The 25,979-nt window shown below is 36.4% G+C and carries 26 protein-coding genes; 11 read left to right on the top strand and 15 right to left on the bottom strand.

Annotated elements, in window-relative coordinates; genetic code table 11:
* Positions 1–207: 207 nt before the first annotated feature.
* On the bottom strand, positions 208–2,580 hold the full coding sequence (locus tag K2F26_RS10705) for a GH116 family glycosyl hydrolase (protein WP_220611444.1): 2,373 nt from the start codon (positions 2,578–2,580) through the stop codon (positions 208–210).
* Between the two features lie 283 nt (positions 2,581–2,863).
* On the opposite strand from K2F26_RS10705, the gene K2F26_RS10700 reads away from it, so the two are divergent.
* Positions 2,864–3,103: a hypothetical protein gene (locus K2F26_RS10700; RefSeq protein ID WP_220611443.1), complete on the top strand. Its 240-nt coding sequence runs from the start codon at positions 2,864–2,866 to the stop codon at positions 3,101–3,103.
* A gap of 68 nt (positions 3,104–3,171) precedes the next feature.
* Entirely contained in the window at positions 3,172–3,690 is a 519-nt protein-coding gene (locus K2F26_RS10695; protein WP_220611442.1) for a DUF29 family protein, read from the top strand.
* A 331-nt stretch (positions 3,691–4,021) separates the two neighbouring features.
* Here K2F26_RS10695 and K2F26_RS25160 read toward each other — a convergent pair whose 3' ends face one another.
* Entirely contained in the window at positions 4,022–5,413 is a 1,392-nt protein-coding gene (locus tag K2F26_RS25160) for a serine/threonine protein kinase (RefSeq protein WP_220611441.1), read from the bottom strand.
* 9 nt (positions 5,414–5,422) lie between these two features.
* Here K2F26_RS25160 and K2F26_RS10685 point away from each other — a divergent pair, with 9 nt between their 5' ends.
* The 3 genes from K2F26_RS10685 to K2F26_RS24720 are packed head-to-tail and all read left to right on the top strand — an operon-like array spanning position 5,423 to position 6,428.
* Positions 5,423–5,587: a hypothetical protein gene (locus K2F26_RS10685; protein ID WP_220611440.1), complete on the top strand. Its 165-nt coding sequence runs from the start codon at positions 5,423–5,425 to the stop codon at positions 5,585–5,587.
* Positions 5,568–5,885, top strand: a complete 318-nt coding sequence (locus K2F26_RS10680) for a flavoredoxin (RefSeq protein WP_220611439.1) — start codon at positions 5,568–5,570, stop codon at positions 5,883–5,885. The genes K2F26_RS10685 and K2F26_RS10680 overlap by 20 nt, the downstream gene beginning before the upstream one ends.
* A gap of 18 nt (positions 5,886–5,903) precedes the next feature.
* Complete coding sequence (locus tag K2F26_RS24720; protein WP_246605578.1) at positions 5,904–6,428, top strand: hypothetical protein; 525 nt, start codon at positions 5,904–5,906, stop codon at positions 6,426–6,428.
* A gap of 84 nt (positions 6,429–6,512) precedes the next feature.
* Here K2F26_RS24720 and K2F26_RS10670 read toward each other — a convergent pair whose 3' ends face one another.
* From K2F26_RS10670 to K2F26_RS10650, 5 genes are all read right to left on the bottom strand, one after another.
* Entirely contained in the window at positions 6,513–7,337 is an 825-nt protein-coding gene (locus K2F26_RS10670; protein WP_220611438.1) for a Uma2 family endonuclease, read from the bottom strand.
* A gap of 227 nt (positions 7,338–7,564) precedes the next feature.
* On the bottom strand, positions 7,565–8,221 hold the full coding sequence (locus K2F26_RS10665; protein ID WP_220611437.1) for a Uma2 family endonuclease: 657 nt from the start codon (positions 8,219–8,221) through the stop codon (positions 7,565–7,567).
* Between the two features lie 103 nt (positions 8,222–8,324).
* Positions 8,325–9,884, bottom strand: coding sequence for a bifunctional aminoglycoside phosphotransferase/ATP-binding protein (locus K2F26_RS10660; protein ID WP_220611436.1), 1,560 nt, complete (start codon positions 9,882–9,884; stop codon positions 8,325–8,327).
* Between the two features lie 407 nt (positions 9,885–10,291).
* Positions 10,292–10,588: a 50S ribosomal protein L25 gene (gene rplY / locus K2F26_RS10655; protein WP_220611435.1), complete on the bottom strand. Its 297-nt coding sequence runs from the start codon at positions 10,586–10,588 to the stop codon at positions 10,292–10,294.
* 64 nt (positions 10,589–10,652) lie between these two features.
* Positions 10,653–11,981, bottom strand: coding sequence for an adenylosuccinate synthase (locus tag K2F26_RS10650; protein WP_220611434.1), 1,329 nt, complete (start codon positions 11,979–11,981; stop codon positions 10,653–10,655).
* A 216-nt stretch (positions 11,982–12,197) separates the two neighbouring features.
* Between K2F26_RS10650 and K2F26_RS10645 the strand changes: the two genes are divergently transcribed.
* Complete coding sequence (locus K2F26_RS10645) at positions 12,198–13,232, top strand: adenosine deaminase (RefSeq protein WP_220611433.1); 1,035 nt, start codon at positions 12,198–12,200, stop codon at positions 13,230–13,232.
* Positions 13,233–13,596: 364 nt separating this feature from the next.
* Here the strand turns inward: K2F26_RS10645 and K2F26_RS10640 are convergent, their stop codons facing one another.
* Complete coding sequence (locus K2F26_RS10640; RefSeq protein WP_096570707.1) at positions 13,597–13,923, bottom strand: rhodanese-like domain-containing protein; 327 nt, start codon at positions 13,921–13,923, stop codon at positions 13,597–13,599.
* Positions 13,924–14,134: 211 nt separating this feature from the next.
* Here K2F26_RS10640 and mutL point away from each other — a divergent pair, with 211 nt between their 5' ends.
* From mutL to K2F26_RS10625, 3 genes are all read left to right on the top strand, one after another.
* Complete coding sequence (gene mutL / locus K2F26_RS10635) at positions 14,135–15,787, top strand: DNA mismatch repair endonuclease MutL (protein WP_220611432.1); 1,653 nt, start codon at positions 14,135–14,137, stop codon at positions 15,785–15,787.
* A 904-nt stretch (positions 15,788–16,691) separates the two neighbouring features.
* The gene (locus K2F26_RS10630; RefSeq protein WP_220611431.1) at positions 16,692–17,789 is read left to right on the top strand and encodes a glycosyltransferase family 47 protein; all 1,098 of its coding nucleotides are present in this window, start codon (positions 16,692–16,694) and stop codon (positions 17,787–17,789) included.
* A gap of 184 nt (positions 17,790–17,973) precedes the next feature.
* The gene (locus K2F26_RS10625) at positions 17,974–18,687 is read left to right on the top strand and encodes a Uma2 family endonuclease (RefSeq protein ID WP_220611430.1); all 714 of its coding nucleotides are present in this window, start codon (positions 17,974–17,976) and stop codon (positions 18,685–18,687) included.
* 65 nt (positions 18,688–18,752) lie between these two features.
* Here K2F26_RS10625 and K2F26_RS10620 read toward each other — a convergent pair whose 3' ends face one another.
* The 5 genes from K2F26_RS10620 to K2F26_RS10600 all read right to left on the bottom strand — a co-directional run bounded on the left by K2F26_RS10620 (position 18,753) and on the right by K2F26_RS10600 (position 22,932).
* The gene (locus K2F26_RS10620; RefSeq protein ID WP_220611429.1) at positions 18,753–19,214 is read right to left on the bottom strand and encodes a DUF29 domain-containing protein; all 462 of its coding nucleotides are present in this window, start codon (positions 19,212–19,214) and stop codon (positions 18,753–18,755) included.
* A 67-nt stretch (positions 19,215–19,281) separates the two neighbouring features.
* A complete protein-coding gene (locus tag K2F26_RS10615) occupies positions 19,282–19,524 on the bottom strand; it encodes a YgiT-type zinc finger protein (protein WP_220611428.1) in 243 nt (80 codons plus the stop codon).
* Between the two features lie 88 nt (positions 19,525–19,612).
* On the bottom strand, positions 19,613–19,924 hold the full coding sequence (locus K2F26_RS10610; protein ID WP_220611427.1) for a DUF4258 domain-containing protein: 312 nt from the start codon (positions 19,922–19,924) through the stop codon (positions 19,613–19,615).
* A gap of 527 nt (positions 19,925–20,451) precedes the next feature.
* On the bottom strand, positions 20,452–21,288 hold the full coding sequence (locus K2F26_RS10605) for an Rpn family recombination-promoting nuclease/putative transposase (protein ID WP_220611426.1): 837 nt from the start codon (positions 21,286–21,288) through the stop codon (positions 20,452–20,454).
* Positions 21,289–21,372: 84 nt separating this feature from the next.
* On the bottom strand, positions 21,373–22,932 hold the full coding sequence (locus K2F26_RS10600) for an NAD(P)H-hydrate dehydratase (RefSeq protein ID WP_220611425.1): 1,560 nt from the start codon (positions 22,930–22,932) through the stop codon (positions 21,373–21,375).
* 184 nt (positions 22,933–23,116) lie between these two features.
* Here K2F26_RS10600 and mnmA point away from each other — a divergent pair, with 184 nt between their 5' ends.
* Together mnmA and K2F26_RS10590 are read left to right on the top strand one after the other, a co-directional pair.
* A complete protein-coding gene (mnmA, locus tag K2F26_RS10595) occupies positions 23,117–24,172 on the top strand; it encodes a tRNA 2-thiouridine(34) synthase MnmA (RefSeq protein ID WP_220611424.1) in 1,056 nt (351 codons plus the stop codon).
* Positions 24,173–24,349: 177 nt separating this feature from the next.
* Positions 24,350–24,952, top strand: a complete 603-nt coding sequence (locus tag K2F26_RS10590) for a Uma2 family endonuclease (protein WP_220611423.1) — start codon at positions 24,350–24,352, stop codon at positions 24,950–24,952.
* 36 nt (positions 24,953–24,988) lie between these two features.
* Here K2F26_RS10590 and K2F26_RS10585 read toward each other — a convergent pair whose 3' ends face one another.
* The gene (locus tag K2F26_RS10585; RefSeq protein ID WP_220611422.1) at positions 24,989–25,408 is read right to left on the bottom strand and encodes a hypothetical protein; all 420 of its coding nucleotides are present in this window, start codon (positions 25,406–25,408) and stop codon (positions 24,989–24,991) included.
* Positions 25,401–25,844, bottom strand: a complete 444-nt coding sequence (locus K2F26_RS10580; RefSeq protein WP_220611421.1) for a Panacea domain-containing protein — start codon at positions 25,842–25,844, stop codon at positions 25,401–25,403. The genes K2F26_RS10585 and K2F26_RS10580 overlap by 8 nt, the downstream gene beginning before the upstream one ends.
* Positions 25,845–25,979: the final 135 nt, after the last annotated feature.

Below are 25,979 nucleotides of genomic sequence, written 5' to 3'. Positions count from 1 at the left end.
AACTATAAAAGATGTTTATTTACGACAAATCTTAAAAAAATCTAAAATTTTTACGTAAAGTTCTGAATAAGTGCTTGAGCGAAATGTTACCAAAGGATATGGGGAGGTGGGGTGATGGGGAGGGAAATAAATTCTTCCTTCTTCTTTCTCAATTCCTATGATCTTCTTACTGTCACCTGTCACCTATTCCCAATTCCCTCTTATACATTATTTAAAACAAAGATACACTGCCCAGATAGCCATTGGACGCAGATATGTACTAGCGCGAAAAGTACCTGCTGCGGTAATAGCTTCCGGGGTGCGGAACTGTAAACCGTTTTCATAAACTTGTTTAACCACCGCTTCAGTTATACGCAAACCTTCATTTTTCATTCCCATCTGTAGCAAAAATGCAGCTAAACCAAAATTAATACCTGTCCAAACTTCTAGGGGATGGGTAGCGTTGGGGTTTTCCGGTGAACCATCGGGAAGAACACCGTTTGCAGCGCCAAATTTTCCATTTTGGAACTTTAAAAAACAAGCATTATATATAGTTGTGAGAGAAGAAAGGGCGTTATCAGTGGGTACAATATCTGGTAAATTGAGTAAACGAGCGTAGAATTGCCCACATAACTGATCAGCCATCACCACATTAGAACCACTTTCACTATCCAAACGGTAATATTTACCATTCCAAAGCTTTTCTTGATAAATTGGTTTTGATTGATTTAACCAAGTTTGATAGATTGATTTTTGCGAAATTGTGTTTTTATGATCTTTGAGAATATCACAAATGGCGATCGCACTTTCCAAAGCTGCTAACCACAAACCACCACAATAAGCACTAACACCATTTAACCGCCAATCATCAAAAGTTTGATCAGGAGCGCCAGAATTTTCTGGTATACCATCTCCATCTAAATCAAATTTTTTCACATAATCGAGAGTTTGCACAATTGCATCCCAACATTCTGCTAAAAACTCAATATCATCCCCACCTGTAAACAAAAAATCGCGGTATACTTGCAATACAAAATCACAACCCAAATCTTTCCACAAATTGCAATCTTGATAAGCAGTATAATTAGTTTTTTCCCATACCCACTCATTGGGTGCGCCTAAGTCGTGAGGTGTAGCACCTGCTACCTTACGTATAGCTTGGGGACTTTCAGCGTTGATAGTGAGATAATAACCGATAATTCTAGTTCTATCATCACTTTGGGGAATTGCTCTAGCAAAGGCACGTATTACGGCTTTTTCTAGTTCGGGGAATAACATTAATAACCCGAAAGAACCGTATAACCGCACGTCTAAACTTTCATACCAACGGTAATCTAAACATTCTAACACCGCAAATTGGCCGATGGGGTCTTTTTCCGTTGCTGCACTCCAGAGAGTACCCCCACTGGTTAAGTCGTAGAGTTCGTTAAATAGGGACATTTTCAACCAGTCGGGTAAGTCTTCTCGGTCTAAAATTGGTTGTTGCCAGGTTTGGATTTGCGATCGCCAGTCATGATATTCTTTCAGTGCATGGGTGGCAATTTGCCAAGCGTTATCACCACTACAACCAAAGAAGTCTGTATATCTGCGATAATAGTTTACACCTTCTGCAAACTCTGTAACTGGAAAATCCCAACTTAACACAAAAGGAACTTCTAAAGTTTCCCCTGGTTGCAAAGTGAAACGCACCGCAACAGCAGCACCTAAACGAGTGTTTTCATCTGCGGGAGTTTCATCTAAATAATTAGTTAAAGAACCATCTTTACTAAAAGTCTGCCAAACTTCCTCACCATTACCGACAGTGTTAAAACGGGAATGATAAAATAATTCAACTTTGGAGTTTTTTACGGTAGCAATACACCAAGTTCCATCACCTTCTTGGGGAGTTTCGTTATTAGTAACTCGACCTAAAACACAACCTAAATATTTATCATCTTCTGCTAACCAATTATAGTTGTTTTTACTTTCTCCCCATTTTGGTTGATATTCATAAACGGGACTACCATCGTCTCTAATTTTCACTTCGGGAGATTTTGCAGCATTGGTAAACCAACCGGTCATATTTTCCCAAGTTAGCATAATGCTAACAGTAATTGGTTGGTTAGTTGGGTTGTGTGCTTTCCATAAAAAAACCGCTACTGGATAACTGGTTTCTTGATAATTATTAGCCCAAATTGGTGAAAATTGTTCACAGGTTAATTGTACTGGAAAAACGTTTTCATATACAAACCAACTGCGGGGATAAAGTGCATGATAAGTTCCTGTTGTTTGGGTTGTGGTTGATGTTGGGTAAAATTGCCAAGTTTGTAATGTGTTATCTTCTGGGGGTTGGGTGGATAATGCGTAGGTTTGGCCTGATGTAAAGATGCTAAATTGACAAGCGGGGACATTTTTAAATGTATGTTCTCCACCGTCAATGTGCCATAAATTGAAATCTCCGCGAGAGGAACGGCCGATACAACCTGCACCAAAACCACCTAATGGCATTCCGTGAAATGGTCCATCGTCGAGGTTGCTAGGATAGCGGACGGTGTAGGGTTTTTCCCATCCTAAACCGACGGGGCGTTTCCAGGTGTAGGGGGGTATTTTTGGGGTGTTCATGGTTTTGGGGATGATATTTTTGATGCTAATGCAGGGTAGCTGTTTATGTGGTTTTTTTCAAGTAGTTATGAGGTAGTTTTTTTCTCACGCAGAGGCGCAGAGGCGCAGAGAGGAAGAGAGGTTTTTAAGTGTATTATTTATTTTATTTCGCGCAAAGGCGCTAAGGGGCAAAGGCGCAAAGGTTGATTTATAATTTTTATGTTAGGTTATGGATGGTAATTTTATTTATTACATATTTAATATGTGATAATATGAATGTTATTACAAGAGATCAAATAAGTCTATGATTACTCAAGTGATGATTCAACCCTCATCCTGGGTAGAGTCGGGAATTGAAATCAAAAAAGTTAGAGATTTGAATTTGTTTAAGTTTAGCTCAGAATTGCAATCTCGACTGGAAGAACTTTCTGAGAGAAAGAAGGCGGAAATGCTAACTGCAAGTGAAGAGGCTGAGTTAGCAGAAATATTAGAACTGGATAGGATTTTTACTTTCTTGAATGCGAAAATAATTGCTGAATCATGACAGTTAACGATAGAATAAAAATAGTGATACAATGATCAATAAACTGAGTTTGTGAGGTTAATACAAAGATGACACAGGAATTAATAGACCTCAGAAGTTGTATCTTAGAACAACGTTATACCGATGCTTTAGCTATTGTGGATGAGTTGGAGGGGATGAGTAAAAAAGCAATTATACAACAAATAAAGTCTTTTTTAAATATTTTACTAATACATCTAATTAAAAATCAAATTGAACAACGGCTAACTAATTCTTGGGCAGCTTCTATTAGAAATGCAGTGGTAGGAATTCAAGATATCAACTTGAAGGAAAATAAAAAATCATATTATATTAATGTTGATGAGTGGGAAGATTTAATTTTAGAGGAAGTTATAGAAAAAGCTATTGCTGATGCTAGTGATGAGGTTTTAAATGGTGCATATAATCAATTTCAATTAGAGGAAATGATTGATAAAACGGAGTTGATAGCAAAATGTTGTCAATTTTTAAGTTTGACTTATGAATATTCTGCAAAAAGTTTACCGAAAGTTATAGCGGAAGTTTTAATAGAGTTACCAGGTGGGGAGAGTTGGTTTTATCGTAAGTAGTAAAACCGATAACCCGACTGGGAATTAATTCCCAGTCTAATAGCAAAAGTCATCTAAAGATGACTAAAAAATTGATAGTTTACTTTAGTAAACTTTAGCTATTAGCCATGATAGCGTAGCGTGGCGTAAGCCATAATTCATTTCATGGCGGGTGTGGAAGCTAACAGATAAGGCATTTTTTGTTTAAGTTGATACCAATGAGTAATGCTAAACCCCTACGAATTATAATTTTTTACTTGGTGAATAATCTTAATTTATCAAAGAAGTTTATGTATTGTGTTTTTGGAGTTTGATTATATTGTATCATAAAGAAAATAAGGAATGTAAGGGTTTAGCGATTTGCAAATATTGGGTAAAATTGATAGCTTAACCAGCCTAAAAATAATCCTAATGAAGATATAGCCGCCAAAATTATAAAATGATGCAATTTGCGGAAAGATGTCTTTAGCTTTTTAGATGCAAAACCATAAACTACGAATAACATAACAGTAAAAATAATAAACCCAATAGTAGAAGTAGTAACACCAAGAAATACAGCAAAAGCAAAAGACCCAGCCCCAGCAAAAGTCCAAACCCAAGCCACAACTAAACCCCAAACCCCAGTCCTAGCCCAAGCCCAAACCCAAACCGCACCCAAAGCCCAACCCCAAGCCCAACCCAAAGCCCAACCCAAAGCCGAAGATGCTGTAAAAAAGCCTATGACTGAATAATAGAAAGCAATATATCCTAGTTCCAGCCAAGGAAATTTACTCATCCTCTCTAATTCATTTTGAACTGGCTTTTGATATCTTTTGGGAATAGGATGAGTACGATAATTTTTCTCTGGTTTAGTTTCTTGTTCAATTTTTATTGTAGAAACATGATTATTAATAACTACTCTGGCATTATTTGGAGATTTATTACTAAAATCAGGAAGTAAATTTAACCATTCTCTCATAGACTGCGGACGATATTCCGGCTCTAAATTCATACCTTTAAGTATTGCCAAATTCAACTCATCACTAATACTAACAACAAATTTATTAGGAGAAATTAACGGTTTATTATATAATTTTCTATCTAGCGAACTTTCAGGACGTTTACCTGTAACGGCATAATATAAAGAAGCAGCAAGAGTATAAACATCTATGGTTACTTGTCTATTACCTCCCATTTGTTCATAAGGTGCAAAAGCAATATTAGCAGGATGATGAGAAGTAAAATATCCATCTTGGGGCATTATTTCCCCAGCAATTCCAAAGTCAATTAATACAGCTTTGCCATTTTTTTGTACCATAATATTACCAGGGTGTGCATCCCGATGTACTAAACCCTGTTGATGAACAAAAATTAAAGACTCTCCAATTTGTTTGATATATTCTACTGCTTTTATTTCTGGTAATGCTCCCTGTTTTTGGACTAAATTAAATAAACTTTCACCGGGTACAAAGTCCATGACTAAACAATATGTTTTACCTTCTTCAAATAATTCAGTTACACGGACAATATTCGGGTGTGGTTGTTGAGAAAGTCTTGCTAATTTCCGTCCTTCTTGAATAAATCTTTTCACATAATTGGGGTATTCAGAATCATTTTTTAGGCTTTCATTGGGGGTTTTAATTACTACCCACTGTTTTAAAAGTGTATGTTGTGCTTGATATGTAATCCCGAAACCACCTTCTCCCAGGACTTTTTCTATCACGTATCTTCCACCCTGTAATTTATACCCCTTTTGCCAAACCATCGGTTACAAATGCCCAACAACAGTTATGTACATTTTCGCACAGTCGGGTATGATTTAGGTAGATATGCTAATTTTTCAATTTTCCCACAATATCTAGAATTAACAATTCCTGGTAAAGTAATTATTGCGTATATGATGATTAAAGTTAAATTTTGTGGAAAAAATACCAGATGAAGCCTTAGTAGTACGAGGAGGCCGCAACCGTCCAGAAGATATCCAAATGGGAATAGGTACTCATCCCAGTGGAATAACTGGAATTTCCGTACAATGTGAGGTAGGATTATCAATAGAGGAATTAGTAAAATTTATCCCTCATGGGCAAATAGGTGTTACAACAGTAGGAGATGTTCGCAACGCAGGTGGTGATGTAATCAGAACTTCTGGAAGAGGTTATCACGCAACATTAACTGGTTTAACTCCAGAACAAATTAGTAATCTGCTCACACCTACAATTCCTAAACCAAAGCCATAATATTTATAGAGATTACCAATGAACATACCAGCTAATTCTTTCAACTCTCAAGACAATAATAACCAACAAATTCTGAATAAACAATTGAGAGTTTTTGCAGACTTTAATAATGCTGACGAAGAAGGTCATCTGCGGTTAAATTGTATTGGCACAATTGAGGATTTAGCACGGCAAAAAATTGAATTAAAAGATGGTCAAATACTAACTTTTTATAGCGAAGATTTAGAAGTTGAAGGAAGAGTTAAACATTCTCCAGAAGAGAATATTTGGGTTGCGGTGATTGATTGGGATAATATTAGAGAAATAGAAGATTTACCTAAATTGATAGATGTACCTAAATTGATGGAAAAATTGCGTGCAGATAATCTCAGTAGAAGACCCAAAAGAAGAAGAACAGTAATAGTTAAAAAAACTAAAAAAATACAAAATTCTACTGTGGAAGCAGCTAAGGGATTAAAAGCATTAAAAGAAATATTTGAAGAGGGAATTATTACAGAAGAAGAATATCAAAGCAAACGTCAATCTTTAGTTAATAAACTTTAGAGAAATTGTGTTAATTATTTTTGTTAATAAATATCCCCGACTTCTGAATTTTATCTTTTATAAATGAAGTCAGGGATCTGAGTTTTAATCTATCTCAGGTTCAACACCTAAAGCACGCAGTTGGGCAATTAATTTTTCTTTTTTCTGCTTTTCCTGTTCCGCACGTTGTTTTTCATGATCTGCACGCTGTCTTTCCTGATCTGCACGTTGTTTTTCCTGTTCCGCTTTTTCTCTTTCCTGTTCTGCGGGAGTTAACACCCAATTACCATTTTGATCATACCATCGTAACCAAGGCATTTGCACATTTTTATAGCTACCTTCCCAAATTCCTAAACCTAATTCTAACCCAGGAATCCAAAAACGAGAATTAGCGTCTGAAGGTGTAGATCGCAAAGTTTCAATATAGCGATCGCCCCTTAATTCAAACATCCTAAATTCTGATTGATAACGATCAAAAATTGCATAATAAGGTATTCTTAAAATCTTTTCGTAAACTTCCCATTTACCAGGTGGTTTTTCCACATCTCGCAACATTTGACCTAAATCTTCTTTTTCTGTTCCCGGTGATAATAACTCGATCACAATATAAGGATTAACAGATTCTTGCCAAACTACATAACTTAACCGCAAATCTCTTTTTTCATACAAATAGGGAACACCCACAACTGCAAACCAATCGGGGCGTTTATACCACAATGTATGACGAGAATCAAAATACAGATTTATGTCACTTCCTGTAAATATTTCCTCTTGTTTATAATTAGGAGGAAGAAATGTATCTGCTAATAATTGTGGTTGCAATAAATGAAATTGATCCGGCAAACCTTTCTCCTCTGGATCTTCGCTAGGCAGATCATACATTGTCGGTAATGTTTCTTTTGCCGCTAAAGGCGGATCTGTTTGATACATTTTTGAATATCCTGAATATCAAACTTTTATATTTTAATTATACTCTGTATTTGATGTTTTTACTATTTGGTGTAGTCTGATTTTATAAAATCTAAATATTCATAGACAATTTATCAATAACCATCCTGTAAATCCTCAAATCCTAGACATCCTGATTCTGATAAACTAATTACGAATTAAGAATTATCCTGTAAATCCTCAAATCCTGGATCTCCTGATTCTGACATTTATTTAATATTTTCTACTTGTGTTTTTATCCAACTTCTAAAATTCCTAATCATTGTCACTTCACCCACTTCTAAACTAGCAGCTAAAAATTTAGGAATTTCTGTATTTAAAGGTAAATTAGCAAAAGTAGGTGAACCATTACAAGGAATATATTTACCATCAGATAAACTATAAATTTGCATTACAGGTTCATCATAACGCCACACTTCAGGAACACCTAAAGCTAAATAAATCGGTAATTTATCAATAGAAGAACTAGCATAATCAACTTCTATCACTAAATCTGGTGGGGGATCTTGAGTTAAATCTAAAGTTTTTTTATTTCTCATAATTGGTTCGTTTTGAATATAGAAACTAGAATCAGGTTCTACACCTCTAGCTAAATCTTCCCGTTTACAAGTTAATGAACCAGTGCTTTTAACGTTGAGATTTAATTCTTCAACTAAAGTATCAATGATCTTTTCTAGTAAGCGTTTATTATGTTCATGGGGCATTAATGGAGTCATAATTTCTAAGATTCCCTGATTATAAGTAAACCTGTTATTGCGAGTATCACCTGTTTCTAATAAAATCCTTTCAAAAGTATTCCAAGAAATATTATTGAGGATGATGCTATTGGTGTGAGTGTCGCTGTGAGTAGGTGCTAGAGTTACCATAGAAATTCACCTCGCAGTTTTAATTATCCTATTATATCACTTCAGATAATAGGAAATAGCAGATAATAGGAAATAGGAAATAAGGAATCAAAGCAAATTCTAGCTATCTATCAATACCAAATTCTTTTAATTGTTCCTCCAGTGATTGAGTTGTATCCAATATTTTAATGTAGGGTTGTTCTTTGTCTGTGAATGATTCAGCTTGGTTGAGTTGAGATACCAATAAATCAGCGGTAGCATCAGCAATATCACCAGTACGGTTAACCAGTCGTTCTTGTAATATTTCTAGTGGTGCAGTACAATGGATAATCTGTAAAGGTAATTGATGTTGAGTAGCTTGATTAATCGCTTGTTGGCGTAAGTGTTGACGGTCATACTTGGCATCTAAAATCACACGCCAACCTTGATTAGCCAGTGTAATTCCTAATGTTAACAATCTGTCATAAGTCTTTTGAGTCATTTCGGGTGTGTATATTTCATTTCCACCACGTTCTAATAAAGGAATACCTGCTAAATGTTTCCGCACTGCATCAGAACGCAAATGAACTGCTCCTAGTTTACGAGCTAAATACCTAGCAGTGGTACTTTTACCAGAACCTGATAACCCGGACATTAAAATTAATTGTCCTTGTTTGGGTTTAGTATACTCCCAAGCTTGACGATAATATGCAGATGCTGTTTTTGCGGCTTCTTCTTTCACATCTGCGGGTACACTAGGATCATCTAATAAAAATGATGTCACCTTTGCCCGCACATAAGCTTGACGACTTAAATATAAAGGTAATACCTGTAACCCTGCCCAGTCTCCAGTTTGTTCAACATAAGCATTTAAAAAAGCATTTGCTAAATCTTTCCGCCCTTTTGCTTCAATATCCATTACCGTAAATGCCACATCATACATGACATCTACAAAGCGAAACGGCTCATTAAATTCTATACAATCGAATAACATGATTTTATCATGCCAAAGAGCAATATTTCGCAGGTGTAAATCCCCGTGACATTCACGGATGTAGTTATTGGTAATTCTGCTAGTAAATAATTCTGGATTTTGGTTAAAAAAGTTATCTGTATATGCTTTTGTTTCTGTAAATTGTTGCTGATTTTGAGGTCTGCCAATATACTTTAAAGTTTGGTTATAATTATCATCAACAGCCAAACGCACTTGTGAGACTTGCCCAAAACTGCGAATGTAATCATTTGTCTGGGATTTTGCATGGTATTCAGCTACTACCCGTCCTAATTCCTGCAAGTGCATTTCATTTAACTTACCCTGGGTAAAAAGTTCACTAAATAAAGCATCTTGGGGAAATTGGCGCATTTTTAGCGCATATTCTACAACCTCTCCTGTTTCCTCTAAATTTCCCGCTAAATGGTATTGTTCTCCTGTGCAGGTAATAGGTAATACTTGCAAATACAATTCACCCGCGCCCCGCTGATTTAAACGTAACTCTTCCTGGCAACAATGTAACCGCTTTTCTAATGTGGAATAATCTAAAAAGCCAAAATTTATAGGTTTTTTCAGTTTATAGACATATTCTCCAGTTAGTAGCACATAAGAAGCATGAGTTTGAATCAGTTGAATTGGTTCTGTCACCCCATGAGGATAAAATCCTGGTTGTAACATTTGTTCAATTAAAGCTGGAAGATTAGCTTGTGTCATAATATTTATACCAGTGTTGGATGTTGGAAGTTGGATTTTTGGATGTGGGATTTTTGGATGTGGGATTTTTAGCCGCAGATAAACACAGGTCAACCCATACAAGTAAGAAGTGGATAGATCCCCGACTTCTTTAAGGAGTCGGGGATATGGGTATTACGTTTTTAAGGTTGAGTTACTTATCAGCGGAAATAATTGTAGCTCAGATATAGCAGTTGCCACAGTAATTAGAACAGTCCTAAATTCTGTAACCCCCATCAGACAAGAGTTTTGTTTAAAAGCTGACTGCTGATAGCTGACTGCTATATTAACCTTGATAGCTTAACAAAAAAAACCAGGGTTCAACCCTGGTTCATTCAGCAATTATGACAAAATTTAAGTGCTATTGAAGATAAAATTCACACCATCTTTTAGGCTTTAGCAGCAAAAAAACTGAGATGGTAAGGTGTACCTTTAGCTGGGTGAATCTGAACTTCACGGATCACGGTTTTACCGGTCCACTCAAGTTCAGGAATATTGAGTTCAATTTCGGTTTTGTTGGGAGCAGCTTGTTTGAGCAAGCGTTCAACGGTTTTGGCCTCAACTACCAAAGAAATTGATTCCGCACCGTTGTGTCCGTACAAATTAGCGGGGATTAAACCAGAACGGCGTAAAGCTTTAGGTTTGCTACCTTCTGGACGTTGTTTAGATTCTACTGCGATCGCCATACTACTCTTAATGTTTTAGTGGGTGGTTGTTAGTTGTCAATTGTCAATTGTCAATTGTCAATTATTAAACTGGTGTACCATCTGCGTGCAACAGTGCGCGTTTGGGTCCGTGAATTGGATCTTCCACAATGATAGTTTGATCACGACTTGCTCCCAAGGAGACGATCGCAATCGGGACTTCCATCAATTCTGCTAAGAATTTCAGATAGTCCAATGCTTGCTTTGGCAAGTCTTCCAAGCGACGGCATTCAGTGGTTGGTACTTGCCATCCTGGTAAGGTTTTATAAATCGGACGACAACGGGCAAACTGACGGGCGCTGGTGGGGAAGTGATCACAGCGTTGGCCATCTATTTCATAAGCCACGCAAACTTTGATTTCCTCTAACTCATCTAGCACATCTAACTTAGTTAGTGCCATACAATCCATACCATTAATACGGACTGCATAACGCCCAATCACGGCATCAAACCAACCACAACGGCGTTTTCTGCCTGTGGTTGTGCCAAATTCTGCACCGCGATCGCCCAATAAATCACCAATTTCCCCATCTAATTCTGTGGGGAATGGTCCTTCACCTACTCTAGTGGTATATGCTTTGGATACCCCTATTACCCGATCTATCATTGTCGGTCCTAGACCAGTACCCACGCAAGCACCCCCAGCTACAGGATTAGAAGAGGTGACATAAGGATAAGTCCCATGATCTAAATCCAGTAGAGTTCCTTGTGCGCCTTCAAACAAAATGTTACGTCGTTTTTGCACCGCATCATATATTTTTATTGATGTGTCCACCACAAAAGGACGTAATCTTTCCGCATAACCTAAATACTCCTCAATTACTTCTTGGGGGTCTAGAGGAGGAATATCATACAATTTTTCTAAAATTGTGTTTTTATAATTTATTGTCCATTCTAACTGCTCACGTAATCCAGCCGGGTCCATCAAGTCTAACATCCTGATGCCTGTCCGTTCTGATTTATCCGCGTAGGTCGGACCGATACCTCTACCAGTCGTGCCGATTTTATGAGTTCCCCGATGTTCTTCTGATGCCTTATCAATTAACCTATGGTAAGGCATAGTGACGTGAGCCGTCTCCGATATCCGCAGATTAGCAGTAGAAATATTTAATTCTTCAAGTTGTTCGAGTTCTTTTATCAAAACCTGTGGATCAATAACTGTCCCACAGCCGATAATACACTCGGTATCTGGATACAATATACCAGAGGGAATTAAGTGCAGTTTAAATGTCTGACCTTGGACTACTATTGTGTGTCCAGCGTTAACTCCTCCCTGGTAACGTACCACCACATCTGCGGAGCGGCTGAGTAAGTCAGTTATTTTGCCTTTTCCTTCATCGCCCCATTGAGCGCCTATGACAATGACGTTAGCCAAGAGATTATATTAAAGGGTAAAGTTTCCACAAATATTCATTATTAGCAGATTTTCTAAACTTTGTCAATAAATTCCCTCATGGCTAAAATTCTTAGCCTTTCCCTAGAAAGATTTTGTCATCCCATCCTCTCTTGATCCTCTAAATTTTCCAATCCTGGACATCCTCTTGTTAAAGTTTGTTAAAATTAGTTAAATTTTTATCTAAAAGTTACCATTATGGCCTTATACGCTGAGTTACATAGACACCTGGGGGGTTCTGTTGTCCCCCGTGTGTTGTGGCGGTATTTTCAGCGCCATGCTACAGATTTAATTTCTCGGTTTGCTGAATATTCTGAATTTGAGGATTTTTACACCCGTCCCCGCAATACTTTAGATGAGTATTTAGAGTTGCATACTTTGGTGGAAAGTGTGCAAACTGTGGAAACTTTGCCTTACTTTATCTATCGCTTGTTGCGTGGTGCTTATATCTTTGAAAATTTGGCTTATTTAGAATTGCGTTATACTCCCTATTTACGCACTCCTGAACATCTAAATCAAAACGCCAGAATTGATAAGATGGGGGAAATTGTGGAAATTGTGGGTAAAGCTAGTCGTTCTTTAGAATATCCCATTGTTAATAGTCAAATTCTCTGTATGCACTCTCGTTTACCGTTTGAGGTAAATAAGGCTATTGTGGATTTAGCAGCGCAAAATCGAGAATATGTTTGTGCGGTGGATGTGGCAGGGGGCGATCGCATTTATGGGGAAAGAATGCCAGAATGGATTAGTTTATATAACTATGCCCGTTCTTTGGGTTTAAATACCACCGGACATCTTTACGAAACCAAAGATGGTTGTTATCCCGAACTTTTACCTTATTTAATGCGAATTGGTCACGGTATCCAAATTCCTTTACTTTTCCCGGAATTACTACCAGAATTAGCCAGAAGAGGACAATGTTTAGAAGTTTGTCCTACGACTTACTTAAAAACAGGAACTTTGCAGGATATTCGGCAGTTAAAATTGGTTTTTGATCGATGTTTTGAAGCAGGTGTTGATATTGCCATCTGTACCGATAACGCAGGTTTACATAATGTCCGTTTACCTTTTGAATATGAAAATCTGCTGACTTACGACATTATTAATTTCCAACAACTTCAAGCCTGTCAAGATGCTGCATTTCGCCATGCTTTCGCTTGGCCTCATGCTCAACATCCTGCATCTTTGTTAAGTGGTTTATTGAAACCTGAACCAGCTAAGATTTTGATGTAGACAGGAATTACGCAAAACAGAACAAAAGTAGGGGTAATTCATGAATTACCCCTACGCAATAATGAGGTTTTGAGTCCAATCTTGCGTCACTTCTCATAGACAATATTGAGGCAATACTGTTCGGTTAAGGATTTTTGTAGGTTGGGTTTACCGTGTGGAAACCCAACAAACCCTTGTAAATGTTGGGTTTCGTTCCTCAACCCAACCTACGTTATTTCGTTGTTATTAGTTTGACGAAAAGTATTGAATATTGAGGAAGAAGCAAAGGCAGAGAACACAAGATAAAATTGATAAAATTGATAAAAGTTGATAAAAATTAATCAACTTTTGCCTGTTGCCTTTTGCCTGTTGCCTTCATTAACTGTTAAACGCCTTCTGTAGCACCTCCTACTGTTTTCCAAGCGTCTAAGCCACCTTGAATAACACAGACATCTCTAAAACCGGCAGCGCCTAAAATACTAACTGCCAGATTAGCATGGGTATCATGGTCGCCATAAACGTAGATTTGGCGTTGTTTATGCAAGCTGGTTTTTGCACGGTCGGCTAAGTCGTTGAGGGGAATGGAAATAGCACCTGTGATATGGCCGTGGTTGTAGGTAAGGCGATCGCGTACATCAATAATTGTAAAGGCGGGTTGACCCCATTCTAGACGCGATATCAATTCATTAACATCAGCAACTAAATTACTCATGGGATTTTTTAGTTTAAGACTTTACCAGCAATCTACCAAAAATACTTTGAAAATTCGGTTTTTTTTACAATTTATCTAAGATTCTTTAGAGATGTTAACTAAAATTATAATTACAATTTATGCGGCTAAATTAAGTCTAAATATTGTAAACTAATTATCTGCACATTCCGGCAATTTTTAATTTTTAATTTCTAATTTTTAATTCTTGATCATGGCATCTACAATACAAGCTTTACCTACAGAAGTCGTATATCTGATTACAGCAGGAGAAGTAATAGATAGTTTTGCTTCTGTGGTTCGGGAATTAGTAGAAAATTCCTTAGATGCTGGTGCAACGCGCATTGTAATTTCTTTATGGCCGCAGCAATGGCGAGTGCGTGTAGCTGATAATGGTTGTGGCATGAATTTAGATGATTTACAACAAGCGGCAACAGCACATACTACCAGTAAAATTCATTCTTCAGATGATTTGTGGAAAATTAAAAGTTTGGGTTTTCGTGGAGAAGCGTTACATAGTTTAGCAACTTTAGCAGATTTAGAAATTTTTAGCCGTCCTGTGGGGGGAAATGAAGGATGGCGGGTTGTTTATGGAAATGATGGGGAAGTTATTAAAACGGAAGTGGCGGCGATCGCAACTGGTACTGTAGTTACTGTTGATAATTTATTTGCTAATTATCCTGCACGTCGTCAAGGTTTACCGAACGCCACACAGCAAATGAAAGCTGTACAAACAATCATTCAACAAATTGCTTTATGTCATCCTCATATTACTTATCAAGTTTGGCAAAATGATCGGGAATGGTTCACCATTTGTCAGACTGCGAGTGCAGGTAAATTAATTCCGCAAATTCTCACCCAAATTAAACCAGGTGATTTAAAAGAATTAAAGATAGAAATACCCAATCCGCAATCTACAATTAACTTAGTAATTGGTTTACCAGATAGATGTCACCGTCATAAACCTGACTGGGTAAAAGTAGCCATTAATGGCAGAATGATTAAATCACCAGAATTAGAACAAACAATTTTTGCAGCATTTCATAAAACCTTACCACGCGATCGCTATCCGGTTTGTTTTTTACATCTTACCATTTCCCCTGACCAAATTAACTGGAATCGCCACCCTGCCAAAACAGAAATTTATTTAAATGAAATTAATGCTTGGCAAGAAAAAATTAGCGAAACAATTAATCAAGCATTCTATATTTCTGAAGCTAATTTAAAAGATTCAGTTCACACAACTAGAGTAAGTAACTTACTTAAAGTTGCAGAAAAAAAAGGTAGTTATAACTTTAGTTCTAAAAATGCAGATACAAAAACACAGAATTACTTAAAAGCCGTTGCCCAAGTGAGCAATATGTATATTGTTGCCGAACATCCAGGAGGAATGTGGTTAGTAGAACAACACATTGCCCATGAAAGAGTTTTATATGAAAAAATCTGTGATGAATGGGAAATAGTACCTGTAGAAACACCAATTATTCTTTATCAATTATTACCTTCTCAGGTTGCCCAATTACAAAGAATTAACTTAGATATTGAAACTTTTGGAGAAAAACTTTGGGCTGTACGTACAGTTCCCGCAATGTTAAAAACACGGGAAGATTGCGCCGAAGCATTATTAGAATTAAGTTTAGGAGGAGACTTACAAACCGCCCAGGTTGCGGTTGCTTGTCGCAGTGCTATCCGCAATGGTACACCAATGACTTTACCAGAAATGCAGCAATTATTAGATGATTGGCAACGTACCCGCAACCCCCAGACCTGTCCACATGGTAGACCAATTTATTTATCTTTGGAAGAGTCTGCACTTTCTCGGTTTTTCCGTCGTCATTGGGTAGTTGGTAAAAGTCATGGTATTTAATTAAAAATTAAAAATTAAAAATTAAAAATTATCTCGTTCCCAGTTTCTAACTGGGAATGCCATCACAGAGGCTCTGACTCTGATATTCTCAAGACAGAGCCTTGAAAATTCATTCCCATACTCTGTATGGGAACGAGGAAAAACGAGGAAAAAAATAACTACTTAAAATCAGAATTTTACTAGATTACACGGACTTTGAGCAGATAAATTCACAGGCTGATATTTGTGCTTTTTGTGAGTTTTCCTGATAGCTAATAGCTGACGGCTGAATGCTTACTTAATTACGAAATAATTATGAATTTTCCATGATGATTTTGTATAACTGTCTTGTCTACACAAAAAAGTATGGAAAAATTGAAGCAAGGCTATTTTACAAAAGGCCTCTGAGAAATAAATAAACAGCTAATACTTAGAGGATGTTTTAAAAGTCTCTCATGATGTATCAAACATTTTCAGATCCCCCTATATCCCCCTTAAAAAGGGGGACTTTGACTCTAGTTCCCCCCTTATTAAGCTCACAAGGGTAGGTATTTTACATTGTCGTGAGGGCAAGACTTGGAGGACAAGGAAGGACAGTGGACAAGGGCAGAAATCCGTACAAATAATGTACAATTGGTAACAAAAAGCGCCGCTCAACAGACCATTTTTGGTATAAAATCTTCCTTGTCTACGTTCCCTCCTTGTCTTCCTTGTCCTGCCTTAACAGATAATATTAAAAACCTACCCCTGTGAGCCCTTATTAAGGGGGGTTAGGGGGGATCTGCAAGTGTCTAAAGTCACCATCTAAAACTTTTCAAACAACCTCTTAGACCTCCAACTTAATTTGAGAGTTTGGGGTTTTGTGTCTTAGTGTTTTTTTTATCTCAAAAACTTGGGTCAATTATAATCAAATTCCTGAACTTAGATGACTGTAATTACCGATCTTGCCAATCAGTATTATCTCTATATCCGCAAAGATCAAAAACCTGTTGCTTGGGATATATACGATCCTAAACCACCCATTGACTTTGCTTTAACTACTTATTTCGGTAAAGTATTTCAAGCAATAGAAAAAAGTTCTCTTATCAGTGGTTTAGTCTTTTATGTCACTTGGAATGAAATTGATGAACTACCATCTTATGGGGAAAATGTGGTAGTTTTTGTATTGGGTGATGAATGGTATCGTATACCCAAATATGCTCACAAAGTAAGGGCGGTATTTAAGTGTGTAGGCACAAATTCCATTCTCGGATGTAACCCTATTGTACAACCTTCATTGTTAAACTTACTGACATTAATTCAGTTTTTAAGAATTTTATTAGTTGGTGTACCAGGCCGGGTTAATTATTATTGGCATAAATTCAAAAGTTTGGTATTAGGTAAAGGTCAAATTCCTCCTATTTATGATATTCCTTTGGGATACTATAACTCTCAGGATTTACCAATCAAAAATATCGCAGATCGGCTTTATGATACTTATTTTTCTGGAAGTGTCATCCACAGACAATATCCTATCTGGTCTTTTAAATCTTGGTTAGGAACTCCTAAAGCATTATCTAGAAAATTGATGTTATCAACTTTAAAAAGTTTCCAAGAAAAACATCCTGAATTTAACATTGAATTATCAATTACTGGTGGTTATCACAATAGAACTCAAGCAGATGAACGCAGCTATAGTGAAATCATGATGGATACAAAAATATGTTTAGTTCCCAGGGGTACATCGTTTGAAACCACTCGGTTATTTGAGGGGATGAAATATGGTTGTGTTTTAGTCACAGAAGCTTTACCTTCTCGATGGTATTTAGAAGGTGCGCCAGTGATTAAAATTAAGAATTGGCAAGAATTACCAGAGGTGTTAAAAAACTTGCTGGAAAATAAAGAACTGATGGAAGAAATGCACTATAAATCATTAATTTTTTGGCGTAATAAATGTTCAGAAGCTGTTGTTGCAGAGTACGTAATTGAAAAATTGAACAAAGAATTTACGGGAAATTCGGGGGTTAATTTAGATCCACCCTAGTTTGATTTTAAATCCCCCCAACCCACAAGAACAGGGGGGATAATAAGAATAAATTTATAGCAAATTACAGATCAGCGAGATACAGCATTTAAGTTTAAAGCCAGTCACTAAGCCAGTTTTCCTCCTGCTGTAATTAACCCAGAATATTATATAATATGATCTAAAGAATTTGTTGGAGAAGCAAATGTTATTAAATTATAATCCTCGACATTGCTTACCTTCTGCGGAAGATTTACCAGACTCAGACGACACACCAGTGGATAATCAATTACAACATTTAATACCAGGACTTTTAGAAGCTATTCTCGCATTAATTTGGTCAGAAAAAATGGATTGGTTTTTTGGGGTAGATATGGGAATTTATTATGATCCCTATCAACCTGCAATTGTTCCTGATGGTTTTCTGAGTATCGGAGTTCCGAGAATTATTGACTCAGATTTGCGGTTATCTTATGTTTTATGGGAAGAACAAAAATTACCAATTATGGTATTAGAAATAGTTTCCCAAACTAGGAGAGGAGAATATACACAAAAGAAACAAGAATATGCTGAATTAGGAATTTTGTATTATATAATATATAATCCTTTAAGGAAAAGAAAACCCCGGTTAGAAGTTTATAAACTGGAAAATGGAGAATATCAGTTATTAAAAGGTGAACCAGTTTGGTTATCAGAACTGAATTTAGGAATAGGGAGAGAAGAGGGAAAATATCAAGGAATTACCAGAGAGTGGTTATATTGGTTTGATGAAACAGGGAAGAGATATTTAACCCCAGAGGAGAGAATTTTAGCAACACAAAAAGAGTTTGAAGAACAATTAGAACAGGAACGTCAACGCAACCGACGTTTAGAACAATTATTGAGAGATGCGGGAATAGATCCAAATCAGCATTTTTAGTATTATATCCTCGATTTCTTGAAGACTTGAAGAAGTCGGGGATCTGAATAGTAAAATTCTATAAATTATTCAGGTAACAAGTCTTGATTTAAACATTCATCGGTATTAAAAGGTGATTCTAAAGGAAAAATATCTAAGTCTAAACCAGTTTCTATAGATGCTTGTTGACGTGCATCTTGATAACATTCTGCAAATGTTTCCAAAAAATATTTTTTGAGACTAGGACTATCTTGGAATTGTTTATTTAATCTCCGACGATGTTCAAAGATAGTCGAAATCCAACTTCTAGAACGTTTTTCTGGCTGATATTTATATTTTAACAGGTGCATTAAAAGAACTACTAAATTACTTTCTAATGCTCTTTTTTCACTTCTTCCCATGCTTTCGATTTCTTCAATCAGATTTTCTAAATCAATTTCTGCAAAATTCCCTGCTTTCAATTGTTTGGCTGTTATTTCTATCCACAAGTAAAAATCTTGTTCGTAAAGATTAGAGTTTGTGGTTAGTGCTAGTTGAGGTGCTGTCATATATTTTTAACCTCCTCTGGTTGCTTACCAATATTATATCTTTAAAGATTCCATGTTAACTTGTTTATCATGCAACTTCAAAAGATTGACCAACGGGAATTAAATCTTGAGTTTCTTGTCTTTCTAATTTCAGTTTAATATTTTCAAATCTTCTGATTGTATCTGCATGATAAAAACGTTCTCCACAATTTTGACAAACTAAAGCATTAACTTGTAAGGTTGCGGTATTACCACCACCTTTGATAATTTCTGTTACTTTAGTTTCTAATAAGTTGCCATTACAAATCACACATTTATCAATGGGAAGCATAATTATTAACTCCTAATATCTTGTAACTGTTAGTAGATAAGACTTATACAGTCCTATCTAGGGTGCTAATTTAGTTTAATTTAGATTCTCAGTCTGTTTTTTTAATACGCCAATTAATCCATTCATTGGGATCTGGACTATAGACAGTAATTAGCACTGCATACCCTGTATCTTGATTATATGCCCACACACTATGAATAGGATCACCTTTCTCATTATTTCCATAAATCAAACAACTAGGATAGGGTTTATCATTGGGATAATCTTTTATTATTTCTCCTTTAAGGACAGAAAAACAAATCTCGTCTATGAATAAGTTACGCTCCTCAGCCCTTTCTCTTGCATGACGACTAACAACTACTTGATTCAAGTTAATTGCAGTAATAATATTATTAATCATAAATTAGGGTTAGTTAATATAAAATAATGGATAATATAGTTTGAATTATAACACGCTTTCTCAGATTTGTGGATAAATAAAGGATGTGTTATTTTTTCAATTAGATGGGGAGTGATCGCTATTGACACCCTACAGTTAAAAAGCGATCACTCTCATAACCAAATAAACAAAAAGCGATTAATCTTAAAAATCTTCGACAAGTCTCGGATCAGGAATACCCCAAACTGCTTCTGCATAATCTGAGAGATTCTCAAACTGATATCGATCTACTGATATAGTCTTGCAGGGATTTCATATTACAATTATCTTTTACTACAAGTGTAACATATTATGGTTACTTATGGTTGAAGCTCTCATTTAATTATTCAATACAACCATTCAAAACTTCATCTAAAGTAAAAGGTGATTGTTAATGATAAGATCCCCGACTTCTTGTTTTATTTTATCAATAAATTCTGAATTGATGTCAGAAGTCGGGGATCTAGGTGTGGCAATATTCAGACATCAAATAGGATCAAAGAAGTAATTTATTGCTGTTGCAACCACCCTTCCAAATCTGCCACAGTAGTAAAATCTAAAAGTACATCACATAAATCCTCAATCTGTGCTAAAGATAAACCCTGAACCTGCAATAAGAAATCATCAGGAATATTACCCAAACGACGATTTAATAAACGTAGAGCAATGGATAAAGCTTCTTGTTTTCGTCCCTGTTCTAAACCTTCTTCTTGCGCTTCCCGTATAGCTTTTGGTTCTTCTAAATCTAATCCCAACATGGTGATAATCTCCTTGCGACTTAGTTTAGTAAACTTGTAAACAATAATCGTCGTGATTAAATCTATTATCTCTGTTTCCGACTGTTTCCGCGCCTCAGCTAACAAAAACTTTGCTGTTTCTATTGCTTCGGTGTCTTCCTTAATAGTCAGCAACATCAAACCTAACCCCAACGGTTGCTGCTGTACATCCCCCAATTCATCTAAATATACTCGACGAATTTGATCACCTGCTAATAAAGACCGATGAATCTTTAAATTTGATGGTTCTAAACTACGCGAACCAAAAATGATCACCCCATACCAATCATCATAACGAATAGAATGGCGATGGAGAAACAGCGATAATTCCGAAAAGAAGCGAAAATATAAATTTTCATCTTTCTGAAATTGCACCTCAGCAAAAAACACCACTTGAGAAACTGCATTAGCTGGAGGTAAAAACACCCCATCCATTCGGAAAGCTGTTTCTTTGACTTCCACCGATTCAAATACATAACTATCTGCTTCTGGGGGTGGTTCGTCTACTAATTCAAACAATAAACTAGGAAATTGTTTGAACAATTTATAAAAAATTGTATCCCGTCGCATTATTAATGAAAATTACCCTGTTTTTAATCATCACCTCTACATAATAAATGATTAATGGTTGTTTTTTCTCGGATGTTTAATAAACTACATATCACACAAAACTCTCATCAAATATTCCGTCAAAGTAAAAGCATCAACCCCTAATTCTGTCCTTTCTTTTACTGCTAAAATACCCCCTTGAGAATGCCACCAAGACGCAGCAGCTACCACATCTTCAATATTCACTTGTTTATTAACAACCCGCGCCAAAATTCCCCCCATTAAACCAGTCAAAACATCACCACTACCACCACGGGCTAAAGCTGGCGTACTTTCAGAATTGATCCAAACGACACCTTGAGGGTTAGAAATAGCCGTTCTTGCCCCTTTTAACAGCACTACAGCCCCCGTTTGTGATGCTGCTGTTTGTACTGCTTTCACCCGATCTTTAACCTCAATATCAGGAAATAAACGATGAAATTCCCCTGTATGGGGTGTGAGAATTGTTGGTTTTTTGCGTTTTCTTAAAGTAGGAACAGTCCCTAATTGTGCTAAAATATTTAAACCATCCGCATCCAAAATTAAAGGAATTTCACTATTAATTACCTGTTCCACAATTGGAGTAGCATCAGTTGTTAAACCTGGTCCGCAAGCAATAGCATTAAATGAACTTAAATCAGTTTTCGGAGGTAATTGTAAATGAGAAATTGCCCCGGTTTCGGTTTCAGGACATCCAATAATTAAAGCTTCTGGTAAATGGGAAACTAAAAGCGGTTTAATACTTTCAGGTACAGCAATTGATAACATTCCTACCCCGGAAGCACGCGCACCTAAACCTGTTAAAATTGCTCCCCCTGCATAACGTTTTGAACCACAAATTAATAGCAAATGTCCAGATTTATATTTATGGGTTGTGGGGGGAAGAGGTAAAGATAAGGTATCAAATACTGTGGTTTTAGTAATGCGTTTGATTTTGGGAAATTCACCTAAAATTGCATGAATATCAGCTAAGGGAATATCAAAATCAATTAATTCCGCTTTACCAATATATTCTAATGCTTGTTCTTGCAATAAACCCTGTTTCCATAAACCTAAACAAAAGGTATAATTTGCTTTGATTGCAGTTCCTAAAACTTCACCTGTATCTGTGTGTAAACCGGAAGGAATATCAATACTAAAAATCGGTTTATTCCAATCATTAAAATGATTAATTGCTTCGGCAATATTTCCGGTAATTTCTCTTTCTAAACCAAAGCCAAATAACCCATCAATTAAAAAATCACAACTGGGTAATTCTGCTAGTTCTTGAAAACAAGGAATACCCAAACTTTGGGCATATTGTAAATGTTGAGAAGTTAATTCTTTGAGTTTAGTAAAAGGTTGATAAATCCAAACTTGATAACCTTGAAAATGTAACTCTCTCGCTACAACTAAAGCATCACCTCCATTGTGTCCTGGACCCACTAAAATTCCTACATTAGATCCCCCCAACCCCCCTTGAAAAGGGGGGCGAAGAGGTATGATAGATTGCAAGCAAACGCTAATTAATCTCCCTACTTTTTCCATCAAAGCAGCAACCGGCATTCCCGCAGCAAATATCCGTCCTTCAATGTCACGCATTTGAGCAGCAGTGACTACAAATTGTGTGGTTTTTAAATGCAGCATATTTGTAAACAGGATTTTTCAACATTTTCTACTAGCCATTATTTTAATCAGGATAATAGGGAATTACCGAGATGGGTCAAACCCTACACAACTTATGCTAGGATATAAAAGTATTTGCCTTGTGCGGAAATCAAAAACCTCTATTAAAAATAATCAGTCGCAAACACTGTTAAAAGTGTAAATTATGAAAAAAGTTGTCGTTGGTCTTTCCGGTGGTGTTGACAGTTCTGTAGCTGCCGCTATTTTACACAATCAGGGCTATGATGTAATAGGTTTGACCCTTTGGTTAATGAAAGGTAAGGGTCAATGTTGCTCTGAAGGAATGATTGACGCTGCTAGTATTTGTGAACAATTAGGCGTTACTCACGAAATTGTTGATATTCGGGATGTCTTTCAAGCAAATATTGTTGATTATTTAGTCTCTGGTTACAGTGTGGGAATTACTCCCCTGCCATGTTCTCAATGTAACAAAACAGTGAAGTTTGGACCAATGGTGGAATATGCACGGGAAAAATTAGGAAGTAATCATATAGCTACCGGTCATTATGCGCGAATTACTTACGATGAAACCACTGGACGTTATCAATTATTACGCGCTGTAGACCGCAACAAGGATCAATCATATTTCTTGTATGATTTGTCTCAAGATTTACTTGGGGCTTCTATCTTTCCTTTGGGAGAATTGAATAAAAGCGATACCCGCAAAATAGCCGCCGAATATGGTTTAAAAACCGCCGATAAACCAGAAAGTCAGGATTTATGCTTGGTGGAAAGTAATGGTTCAATGCGGGCATTTTTAGATAAATATTTAGCACAAAAACCCGGTGATATTGTGGATACTACTGGTAAGGTTTTGGGTCAACATGATGGTGTCCATCATTACACCATAGGTCAGCGAAAAGGCTTAGGAATTGCTGCGGCTGAACCTTTGTATGTGATTGAATTAGATGCTGTTAATAATCGTGTGGTTGTAGGCGATCGCACCAAAGGAACACAAGGAGAATGTACAGTCAACCGGGTAAACTGGGTATCCATTGCTGCACCCGCAACGCCCATCCGTGCAGAAGTGCAAATTCGTTATCGTTCCCAACCTGTACCCGTGACAGTGATACCTTTAGAAAATGACCGAGTGCGCTTAGTATTTGATGAACCTCAGTTCAGCATCACCCCAGGACAAGCTGCGGTTTGGTATGAAGGGGAGAAGGTATTAGGTGGGGGAATAATTGAACAGTTTAGTTAATTATTAACTCAAGTTGCTAGTTATTTAGTTCAGGCTAGTAATTGGTAATAGGTAATTGCTAATGAAAATACTCTTATTATCCTGTTAATCCTTAAATCCTGGATATCCTGATTCTGACATTTTCCTTAACTAGCAACTTACGTTATTAACATTTACCTAATATGGGGAAAAATAATTATGGTACAATCACCCCCAAAACTGATCACAGTTAATGAATTTATCACTCAGTACGGTGATAATAATAATTACGAACTCATTGATGGGGAATTAATCGAAATGGAACCAACAGGACCCCATGAACAGGTATCATCATTTATTGGGCGAAAACTGAATGTAGAAATTGATCGTAAAGATTTACCATATTTTATTCCCCATCGCTGTTTAATTAAACTATTTGGAACAGAAACAGCTTTTCGTCCTGATGTCATTGTCTTAGATCAAACCCAACTAATTAATGAACCATTATGGCAACATGAACCTGTAATTACATCAGGAAAATCAATTAAACTAATTGCAGAAGTCGTAAGTACAAATTGGCAAAACGACTACGCCCGCAAAGTGGAAGATTACGCTTTATTGGGTATACCTGAATATTGGATTGTAGATTATTTAGGTATTGGTGGAAGAGAATATATTGGTAAACCCAAACAACCAACTATTACCATTTGTACGTTAGTAGGAGATGAGTATGAAAAGCAGTTGTTTCAAAATCATGATCAACTTGTTTCTTCTATTTTTCCTGATTTAAAATTAACAGCTAAACAAGTATTTGTAGTATAATTATTAGATTAAAAATTGACTATCTGCAAACAGTAATTAACCATGATCGTAAAGAGTAAAATTTCTATCTAACCAAATAACATAAAATATAGCGCCATCTCTATAGCCTACCATTGCTTTTATACCAGAAAAGCGAAAAGCAATAAAATTTACATCTTCTGTAATGAACTTGGGAATCGGTGCTTTAATAGCATTCCTAGAAATTTTCTCATAACCAAGTTGGTGTCTACCTTGTGAGTGTATTTCATTCCAAGTTAATTTACTCAGTCTATGCAATTTTAAAGCAAATGCAACCTGATCATCTTTCTCACACTTAGTTAAACAATATTCACCCTCTAGGTAACGGAGAGAAAATACAGGTGGAGCTTTTTCTGGAAAAATTTCTTGTTGATCATTTGGAGTTGTTAGTTTATTACCCCTATCTTTTTGGGGTTGTTTAATTTTTTTCTTACTCATCTTCATCTAAAAGCTGAGTTTTAAAATATTTTTTCAGAGATTCATGACTAATAACACCACTTACATCTGTGTCTTTCCAGGGTTCTTCATTATGAGTCATATTCCGCAATTTCCAAGCTGAAAATTGACCATATACGCTATAAACTTCATCTAGTAAATCTACAGTTTCTTTATCGTATATCGAAAAATCAATATCTTCAGGAATGGGAATTGCACTAGAACCAAAGTTTTTATACTCATGATAAACTTCCGGTACAACTGGTCCATGAATCCAAGCCTCAACAGACTCAGGAAACAAAGGTTCGTTATACAGTGCTAAATGAAAACCTTGTGCGTAGTAAAGTAATTTTTGTAGTTTCAGATTAGAAATTAAATCCCCAGCATCTTCATCTGCTTGAGATAGAAAATACTTTGCAACATCATGACAACTGAGCATACTTGTTTCCTTCCATTTTGATAATTCCAGCAACTATTCTTAGTAATAAAAATTATCTTAAATCTCTTCCTTCGAGCAAGCAATATTTATATCTTTGGAATGCTATTGTACTACATAAGATTGATTAAAGCAACC

This window comes from Sphaerospermopsis torques-reginae ITEP-024 (assembly GCF_019598945.1).
GTDB lineage: Bacteria > Cyanobacteriota > Cyanobacteriia > Cyanobacteriales > Nostocaceae > Sphaerospermopsis.
Note: the sequence above shows the minus strand (reverse complement) of the source record. Positions and strands in the feature narration are given on the sequence as shown.

Excerpts from the sequence above, each read along its gene's own strand:
- K2F26_RS10705 (WP_220611444.1), bottom strand. The coding sequence starts at position 2,580 with ATGAACACCCCAAAAATACCCCCCTACACCTGGAAACGCCCCGTCGGT.
- K2F26_RS10700 (WP_220611443.1), top strand. The coding sequence starts at position 2,864 with ATGATTACTCAAGTGATGATTCAACCCTCATCCTGGGTAGAGTCGGGA.
- K2F26_RS10695 (WP_220611442.1), top strand. The coding sequence starts at position 3,172 with ATGACACAGGAATTAATAGACCTCAGAAGTTGTATCTTAGAACAACGT.
- K2F26_RS25160 (WP_220611441.1), bottom strand. The coding sequence starts at position 5,413 with ATGGTTTGGCAAAAGGGGTATAAATTACAGGGTGGAAGATACGTGATA.
- K2F26_RS10685 (WP_220611440.1), top strand. The coding sequence starts at position 5,423 with ATGCCCAACAACAGTTATGTACATTTTCGCACAGTCGGGTATGATTTA.
- K2F26_RS24720 (WP_246605578.1), top strand. The coding sequence starts at position 5,904 with ATGAACATACCAGCTAATTCTTTCAACTCTCAAGACAATAATAACCAA.
- K2F26_RS10670 (WP_220611438.1), bottom strand. The coding sequence starts at position 7,337 with ATGTATCAAACAGATCCGCCTTTAGCGGCAAAAGAAACATTACCGACA.
- K2F26_RS10665 (WP_220611437.1), bottom strand. The coding sequence starts at position 8,221 with ATGGTAACTCTAGCACCTACTCACAGCGACACTCACACCAATAGCATC.
- K2F26_RS10660 (WP_220611436.1), bottom strand. The coding sequence starts at position 9,884 with ATGACACAAGCTAATCTTCCAGCTTTAATTGAACAAATGTTACAACCA.
- rplY (WP_220611435.1), bottom strand. The coding sequence starts at position 10,588 with ATGGCGATCGCAGTAGAATCTAAACAACGTCCAGAAGGTAGCAAACCT.
- K2F26_RS10645 (WP_220611433.1), top strand. The coding sequence starts at position 12,198 with ATGGCCTTATACGCTGAGTTACATAGACACCTGGGGGGTTCTGTTGTC.
- K2F26_RS10640 (WP_096570707.1), bottom strand. The coding sequence starts at position 13,923 with ATGAGTAATTTAGTTGCTGATGTTAATGAATTGATATCGCGTCTAGAA.
- mutL (WP_220611432.1), top strand. The coding sequence starts at position 14,135 with ATGGCATCTACAATACAAGCTTTACCTACAGAAGTCGTATATCTGATT.
- K2F26_RS10630 (WP_220611431.1), top strand. The coding sequence starts at position 16,692 with ATGACTGTAATTACCGATCTTGCCAATCAGTATTATCTCTATATCCGC.
- K2F26_RS10625 (WP_220611430.1), top strand. The coding sequence starts at position 17,974 with ATGTTATTAAATTATAATCCTCGACATTGCTTACCTTCTGCGGAAGAT.
- K2F26_RS10620 (WP_220611429.1), bottom strand. The coding sequence starts at position 19,214 with ATGACAGCACCTCAACTAGCACTAACCACAAACTCTAATCTTTACGAA.
- K2F26_RS10615 (WP_220611428.1), bottom strand. The coding sequence starts at position 19,524 with ATGCTTCCCATTGATAAATGTGTGATTTGTAATGGCAACTTATTAGAA.
- K2F26_RS10610 (WP_220611427.1), bottom strand. The coding sequence starts at position 19,924 with ATGATTAATAATATTATTACTGCAATTAACTTGAATCAAGTAGTTGTT.
- K2F26_RS10605 (WP_220611426.1), bottom strand. The coding sequence starts at position 21,288 with ATGCGACGGGATACAATTTTTTATAAATTGTTCAAACAATTTCCTAGT.
- K2F26_RS10600 (WP_220611425.1), bottom strand. The coding sequence starts at position 22,932 with ATGCTGCATTTAAAAACCACACAATTTGTAGTCACTGCTGCTCAAATG.
- mnmA (WP_220611424.1), top strand. The coding sequence starts at position 23,117 with ATGAAAAAAGTTGTCGTTGGTCTTTCCGGTGGTGTTGACAGTTCTGTA.
- K2F26_RS10590 (WP_220611423.1), top strand. The coding sequence starts at position 24,350 with ATGGTACAATCACCCCCAAAACTGATCACAGTTAATGAATTTATCACT.
- K2F26_RS10585 (WP_220611422.1), bottom strand. The coding sequence starts at position 25,408 with ATGAGTAAGAAAAAAATTAAACAACCCCAAAAAGATAGGGGTAATAAA.
- K2F26_RS10580 (WP_220611421.1), bottom strand. The coding sequence starts at position 25,844 with ATGCTCAGTTGTCATGATGTTGCAAAGTATTTTCTATCTCAAGCAGAT.